The organism is Arthrobacter sp. NPDC080086 (assembly GCF_040702285.1).
On the sequence record NZ_JBFBKP010000143.1, the window covers coordinates 1 to 5,087 of the forward strand.

The 5,087-nt window shown below is 69.6% G+C and carries 6 protein-coding genes and 1 pseudogene; all 7 read right to left on the bottom strand.

The features are described from left to right. Positions 1 to 141: 141 nt before the first annotated feature. A complete protein-coding gene (gene nusB / locus AB0305_RS22620; RefSeq protein WP_290257744.1) occupies positions 142 to 552 on the bottom strand; it encodes a transcription antitermination factor NusB in 411 nt (136 codons plus the stop codon). Next, the gene (efp, locus tag AB0305_RS22625) at positions 552 to 1,115 is read right to left on the bottom strand and encodes an elongation factor P (RefSeq protein WP_364135504.1); all 564 of its coding nucleotides are present in this window, start codon (positions 1,113 to 1,115) and stop codon (positions 552 to 554) included. Before efp ends, nusB begins: the two co-directional genes overlap by 1 nt. Before the next feature lie 147 nt (positions 1,116 to 1,262). Beyond that, positions 1,263 to 1,781, bottom strand: coding sequence for a tetratricopeptide repeat protein (locus AB0305_RS22630; RefSeq protein ID WP_290257743.1), 519 nt, complete (start codon positions 1,779 to 1,781; stop codon positions 1,263 to 1,265). After that, entirely contained in the window at positions 1,781 to 2,872 is a 1,092-nt protein-coding gene (gene aroB, locus AB0305_RS22635; RefSeq protein ID WP_364135501.1) for a 3-dehydroquinate synthase, read from the bottom strand. The genes AB0305_RS22630 and aroB overlap by 1 nt, the downstream gene beginning before the upstream one ends. Beyond that, positions 2,869 to 3,399 carry a shikimate kinase gene (locus AB0305_RS22640; RefSeq protein WP_364135814.1) on the bottom strand — a complete coding sequence of 177 codons (531 nt, stop codon included), beginning with the start codon at positions 3,397 to 3,399 and terminating at the stop codon, positions 2,869 to 2,871. Before AB0305_RS22640 ends, aroB begins: the two co-directional genes overlap by 4 nt. A 65-nt stretch (positions 3,400 to 3,464) precedes the next feature. Then, a complete protein-coding gene (gene aroC / locus AB0305_RS22645; RefSeq protein ID WP_364135498.1) occupies positions 3,465 to 4,664 on the bottom strand; it encodes a chorismate synthase in 1,200 nt (399 codons plus the stop codon). Positions 4,665 to 4,690: 26 nt separating this feature from the next. Continuing rightward, positions 4,691 to 5,087 (bottom strand): annotated as a pseudogene (locus AB0305_RS22650) (shikimate dehydrogenase); the annotation flags it as partial.

The window sequence follows — 5,087 nt, forward strand, 5'->3', positions numbered from 1 at the left end:
GGGGGTCCGGGTTTTTAAACACCGGGGCCAAAACACCCACACCCCCCCCAAGGGCCGGCCCCCGGCCGTTTGGGCGGCCCCCGGCCCGGAGTTTTTCGCCGCAGAGTCCCCCGTCATGGGGGCGCTTCGGTGCCGGCCGGATCAGGCCAGCAGCGACGGCTTCAGCTGCTGCAGCCGGCCCAGCAGGCCGTTGATGAAGGACGGGGACTCGTCCGTCGAGAGCGTCTTGGCCAGCGCCACCGCCTCGCTCACCGCGACGCCGTCGGGGACGTCGTCGTTGTAGAGCAGTTCCCAGGTGCCCACGCGCAGGATGATGCGGTCTACGGACGGCATCCGTTCCAGCGACCAGCCCTGCGAGTAGGTTTCCAGGAACTCGTCGATGGCGGCCTGGTGTGAGACCACGCCCTCGACGATCTCCAGGGTGTAGGGGTTGATGACCTGATCCGTCTGTTCACGACGGGAGCGCAGCACATCGAATGCGGAGACGGAACGCTGTTCCGCCTCGAAAAGAACATCCAGGGCCCTGCTGCGGGCCTTACCGCGGGCGCTCACTAGTCGTTGACCCGGCCAAGGTAGCTGCCGTCGCGGGTGTCGACCTTAATTTTGGTGTTGTTCTCGACGAACAGCGGCACCTGGATCTCATAGCCGGTTTCCAGGGTGGCGGGCTTGGTGCCGGCGGAGGAGCGGTCGCCCTGCAGGCCCGGCTCGGTGTAGGTGATTTCCAGCACGACGCTCGGCGGCAGTTCGATGTAGAGCGGGTTGCCCTCGTGGATGGCGATGTTGACCATCTGGTTCTCGAGCATGAAGTTGGTGGCGTCGCCGACGGTGGCGGCCGGCACGGTCAGCTGGTCGAAGTCCGAGGTGTCCATGAAGACGAAGTCGGCGCCGTCCTGGTACAGGTACTGGTAGTCGCGGCGGTCCACGGTGGCGGTCTCGATCTTGAGGCCGGCGTTGAAGGTCTTGTCGACAACCTTGCCGGACATGACGTTACGCATCTTGGTGCGGACGAAGGCGCCGCCCTTGCCGGGCTTGACGTGCTGGAATTCGATGATGTTCCAGAGCTGGCCTTCCAGCTTCAGCACGGTTCCGTTCTTGATGTCGTTGGTCGTTGCCACAGTATCCTCAGGTTTCGTCAATGGCCGGTCTAAGCCGCCAGCCGTGTATGCCATGCGGGCGCGCCCAATGGGCGGCTCCGCGCGTGTTTTTCAAAAATCCAAGATCCATTCTACCGGCTTTACGGATGCAGTGCCGGACGGGGTCCCTCAGGAGGCCAGGTCCAGCACGTCCCGGGCGCGCTGCAGGGCCACGGTTGAGGAGTAGATCAGGGCCGCGTCGGCGGCGCCGGCCACCCGGAGGTCCAGGGCCTTGGCGAAGGACTCGACGGCCGCAGCGGTGTTGCCGGCCGCGAAATAGGAGCGGCCCAGGTGCTGCCGGACGGAGGCCTCCTCGGGGGTGCCTTGCGCCTCGGCCAGCAGCTGCCGGTAGAGTTCGACGGCGCGGTCGGAGCGGTGCGAGACGCGCAGCACCTCCGCCTCGAACATCCGGAGCCGGAAGGAATCGGGGTCCTTGTACCGGGCCTCGGCGAGCAGCTCGGCCGCCTCCCCGGGGTGGCCCTCGACGAGCCGGACGAAGATCAGGTCGGTGGGGTCCTGCGACGCGGCGAGGGCGTCGGCGCAGGCCTCCTCGTTGACCAGTTCCGGCATGAGCGTGCGCGGGTTGATCCGGATGCCGGGGAACCCGGCGTCCGGCCACTCGCTGGTGCCGCCGTTGTCGCTGATCATCAGGAGGCAATCTCCTGGTAGGCGGCGAAAAGCAGCGAGGTGTCCGGGACATCGAGGATTCCCGGACGGCCGACGCCGTCGAGCACCACGAATCGCAGCAGGTCGCCGCGGGACTTCTTGTCCCGGCGCATACCGTCGAGCAGTGCCTGCCAGCGGTCGCGGCGGTAGGTGGTGGGCAGGCCGAGGCTTTCCAGGATGGCCCGGTGCCGGTCGAAGTCGGCGTCGCTGAGCCGGCCCACGCTGCGGGCCAGTTCCGCGGCGAACATCATGCCGACGGACACGGCGGCGCCGTGCCGCCAGGAGTAGCGCTCGGCGAGTTCGATCGCGTGGCCCAGGGTGTGGCCGTAGTTCAGGATTTCGCGCTGTCCGGTTTCCTTGAGGTCCTCGGAGACGACGCGGGCCTTGACCGTGATGGCGCGTTCGATCAGTTCCCGCAGGACCTCCGAGCGTGGGTCGGTGGCGCCCACGGGGTCCTTCTCGATCAGGTCGAGGATGGCCGGGTCGGCGATGAAGCCGCACTTGATGACCTCGGCGAGGCCGGAGATGATCTCGTTTTTCGGCAGCGTGTCCAGGGTGTCCAGGTCGGCCAGGACGCCGGCGGGCGGGTGGAACGCGCCCACCAGGTTCTTGCCCTCGGCGGTGTTGATCCCGGTCTTCCCGCCGACGGCGGCATCCACCATGCCGAGCAGGCTGGTGGGCATGTGGACCACCTTGATGCCGCGCAGCCACGTGGCGGCGACGAAGCCCGCGAGGTCGGTCACCGCTCCCCCGCCGACGGCGACGATCGCGTCGGAGCGGGTGAAATCGTTCTGGCCGAGCACCTGCCAGCAGAAGGAGGCGACCTCGATGTGCTTGCCTTCTTCGGCGTCGGGGATTTCCGCGGTCAGGGCGGTGAAGCCGGCGGTGCCGAGTTCCTCGCGGACGGCGTCGCCGGTGAGCCGCAGGGCGCGCGGGTGGATGACCAGGACGCGCTTGACCCGCTCCCCCAGCAGCGCCGGGAGGCCGGCGAGCAGGCCGCGGCCGACGACGACGTCGTAGTTCTCCGACGCCGACTGGCCGGTGACGGGGATGGTGGTTGATTCGTTGCTCACAGTTCCACTTTCTTTGTTGCCGCCGGGGCCGCCGCGGCGGTGCCGGCGGGGCGCCGGAGCGCATCTTCAAGTCGGTGTGCCAGGTCCGCGACGCTGCCGTGACGGACGTCCAGGACGATGTCGGCGAGGCGTTCGTAGACCGGTTGGCGGGTGGCAAAGAGGGTCCGCCACCGTTCCATGGCGTCCCCTGCCAACAGCGGCCGGCCGGAGTTCCGGGCGATCCGGTCCGCCACCGTGCCGGCGTCGCATTCGAGATAGACCACGGTGCAGCCGGCGAGCAGCTGCTGGGTGCCCGAGTCCAGGACGGCGCCGCCGCCGAGGGAGATGACGGTCGGCAATTCGGCGGCGTCTTCCACGGCGCGGGACACGGCCCGGGCCTCCATCTCGCGGAAGGCACACTCGCCCCGGCTGGCGAAGATGTCCGCGATGGCGCCGTGCTGGCTGACCACCTCGGCGTCGGTGTCGATGAACCGGGCGCCGAGGTGCTGCGCCAACTGCTGGCCGATCGCAGACTTGCCGACGGCCATCGGCCCGATCAGGACGATCGGGGCCCGGCTGCCGGCCTGCCGGCGCGGCGTTTCACTGGCAGGCACTAGTGGCCGATCGAGTCCAGGGACGCCGGGATGTTGTCCAGGTAGCCCTTGAGGTTGCGGGCGGTCTCGGCAACCGAGTCACCGCCGAACTTTTCGGCCACGGCCTCGGCCAGGACCAGTGCCACCATGGCCTCGGCGACGACGCCGGCGGCCGGGACCGCACAGACGTCCGAGCGCTGGTGGTGGGCCTTGGCGGCCTCGCCCGTGGCGACGTCGACCGTCTTGAGGGCCCGGGGCACGGTGGCGATCGGCTTCATGGCGGCGCGCACGCGCAGCACGTCGCCGATGCTCATGCCGCCCTCGATCCCGCCGGCGCGGTTGGAGGTGCGGATGATCCGGCCCTCGGAGTCCTTGACGATCTCGTCGTGGGCGGCCGAGCCGCGCCGCGAGGCGGTGAGGAAGCCGTCGCCGACCTCGACGCCCTTGATCGCCTGGATGCCCATCAGGGCGGCGGCGAGGCGGGAGTCCAGCCGGCGGTCCCAGTGGACGTAGCTGCCGAGTCCCGGCGGCAGGCCGTAGGCGAGGACCTCGACGACGCCGCCGAGGGTTTCGCCCTCCTTGTGGGCGGCGTCGACCTCGGCGACCATGGCGTGGGAGGTTTCGCGGTCGAAGCAGCGCAACGGATCCGAGTCGAGGGCCAGCACGTCCGAGGGAACCGGCAGGGGCTTGCCCTCAGGGACGGAGACGGTGGCGATGGAGACGGTGTGGGAGACCAGTTCGATGCCGAGCTGGGAGAGGTAGGCGGCGGCCACCGAGCCGAGGGCCACGCGGGTGGCGGTCTCGCGGGCGCTGGCGCGCTCCAGGACGGGGCGGGCCTCGTCGAAGCCGTACTTCTGCATCCCGGTGAAGTCGGCGTGGCCGGGGCGGGGCCGGGTCAGCGGGGCGTTGCGGGCCTGGTCCGCGAGGGTCTCCGGGTCCACCGGGTCCGCGGACATGATCTGTTCCCACTTGGGCCATTCGGTGTTGCCCACCTGGATGGCGATGGGGCCGCCCTGGGTCAGGCCGTGGCGGACACCGCCAAGGATGCTGACCTCGTCCTGTTCGAACTTCATTCGGGCGCCGCGGCCGTAGCCGAGCCGGCGCCGGGCAAGCGCCTCGACGATCCGGGGACTGCTGAGTTCGACGCCGGCGGGGACGCCTTCAATAATTCCGACCAGTGCCGGGCCATGGGATTCACCGGCGGTCAACCAACGCAACATAGCTTCCATCCTGCCATGTGCGGCACTCAGAACACCCGTCGAGGTGCCCCTACTGCGTCACACATCACATCTATGACTTCGGCGGGCATCGGCCCGTCGACGGCTGCGAAAAGCCGGACCTGTTCGATCGCCTGGTAGAGCAGCATTTCCAGGCCGGGGACCACGGTTCCGCCGCCCGCGGTCCACGCCGCGGCGATCCGGCTGGGCCACGGGTCGTACGCGGCATCGAGCAGGATGCCAGGCGTCGCGGCGCCGGCGGCGGCGAGGTCCGCTCCGGTTCCGTCCGCGGCGCGAGGCGGCAGGGTGGAGACGACGACGTCGTAGCCGGGGAGTTCACGGGCCGCCTCCACGAGGGGCCGGAACTGCAGGTCGATGCCGACGCCGGCGGCGGCGGCGCGCACGTCGGCGGCCCGGACCGCGTCG

What these genes read in the sequence shown, in the direction of transcription:
- AB0305_RS22630 (WP_290257743.1), bottom strand. Translation starts at nt 1,781, where the DNA reads ATGATCAGCGACAACGGCGGCACCAGCGAGTGGCCGGACGCCGGGTTC.
- AB0305_RS22640 (WP_364135814.1), bottom strand. Translation starts at nt 3,399, where the DNA reads ATGGCCGTCGGCAAGTCTGCGATCGGCCAGCAGTTGGCGCAGCACCTC.
- aroC (WP_364135498.1), bottom strand. Translation starts at nt 4,664, where the DNA reads ATGTTGCGTTGGTTGACCGCCGGTGAATCCCATGGCCCGGCACTGGTC.